The following is a 690-nucleotide window of genomic DNA, read 5'->3' on the forward strand; positions in this document are numbered from 1 at the left end:
GCTGCCCGACGCCTTCCTCGGAGATGAAGCTGATGCGCATGAAGAACTTGCCGGTATCGAGATCGTCGAACTGCGAACTATCGATGATGTTGCAGCCCTGCTCGGCCAGATAGCCGGAGATCGCCGCGACGATACCGCGCGTCGACTTGCAGGATACGGTCAGAACATAGCTCTTCATGTCTCTTCCCTCTTTTCAGGCAATTTGTGCGAGGCCTGCTTAATTTATCTGGAAAGCGTCGGATAGATCGCGGGCCTCTCATTCATGCAACAAACTGTCCGGCGCACTATCAGGCGTCTTGCCACACCCCGCAAATTACGGCAGCGGGCGCGAAATTCCGTTCCCGTTGCGCCTTCCGGGTGCTGATCCCCGCCGTTAGCAGAGGAAGAGGATGCGACGCCGTCGGCAGTGTGAGGACACGAGTGCCTTGCTCAACCGGGATCTAGGCCGGGATGCGCCTCTCTCCGCCCTCATCAAGTCAGCTCAGCCGACGGCGTCTGCGCCGCGGGATCAATCAGAAGGCATCTGCTGCAACGGGTCTCGGGGATTGTTGGGTATGGAGCGTGCTATTGCGTTTCGAAGCGAGGATGTAGACGTAACCCTTACTGGTTGCAGAATGGAGTCTTTTCGCCGTGTGGACGCACGGCGGCTGGATCCCTGTGACAAGCACAGGGAAGAGATTCCATGAGGAG

Annotated in this window: 1 protein-coding gene; it reads right to left on the reverse strand. The window is 58.1% G+C overall.

The window, feature by feature from the left end; translation table 11 throughout:
* On the reverse strand, positions 1-178 hold a 178-nt coding region (locus AAE029_RS36195), incomplete at its 3' end, for an ACT domain-containing protein (protein WP_371077762.1).
* Positions 179-690 lie beyond the last annotated feature (512 nt).

Source organism: Sinorhizobium sp. CB7, assembly GCF_041357635.1.
In the GTDB taxonomy this organism is placed as follows: Bacteria; Pseudomonadota; Alphaproteobacteria; order Rhizobiales; family Rhizobiaceae; genus Rhizobium.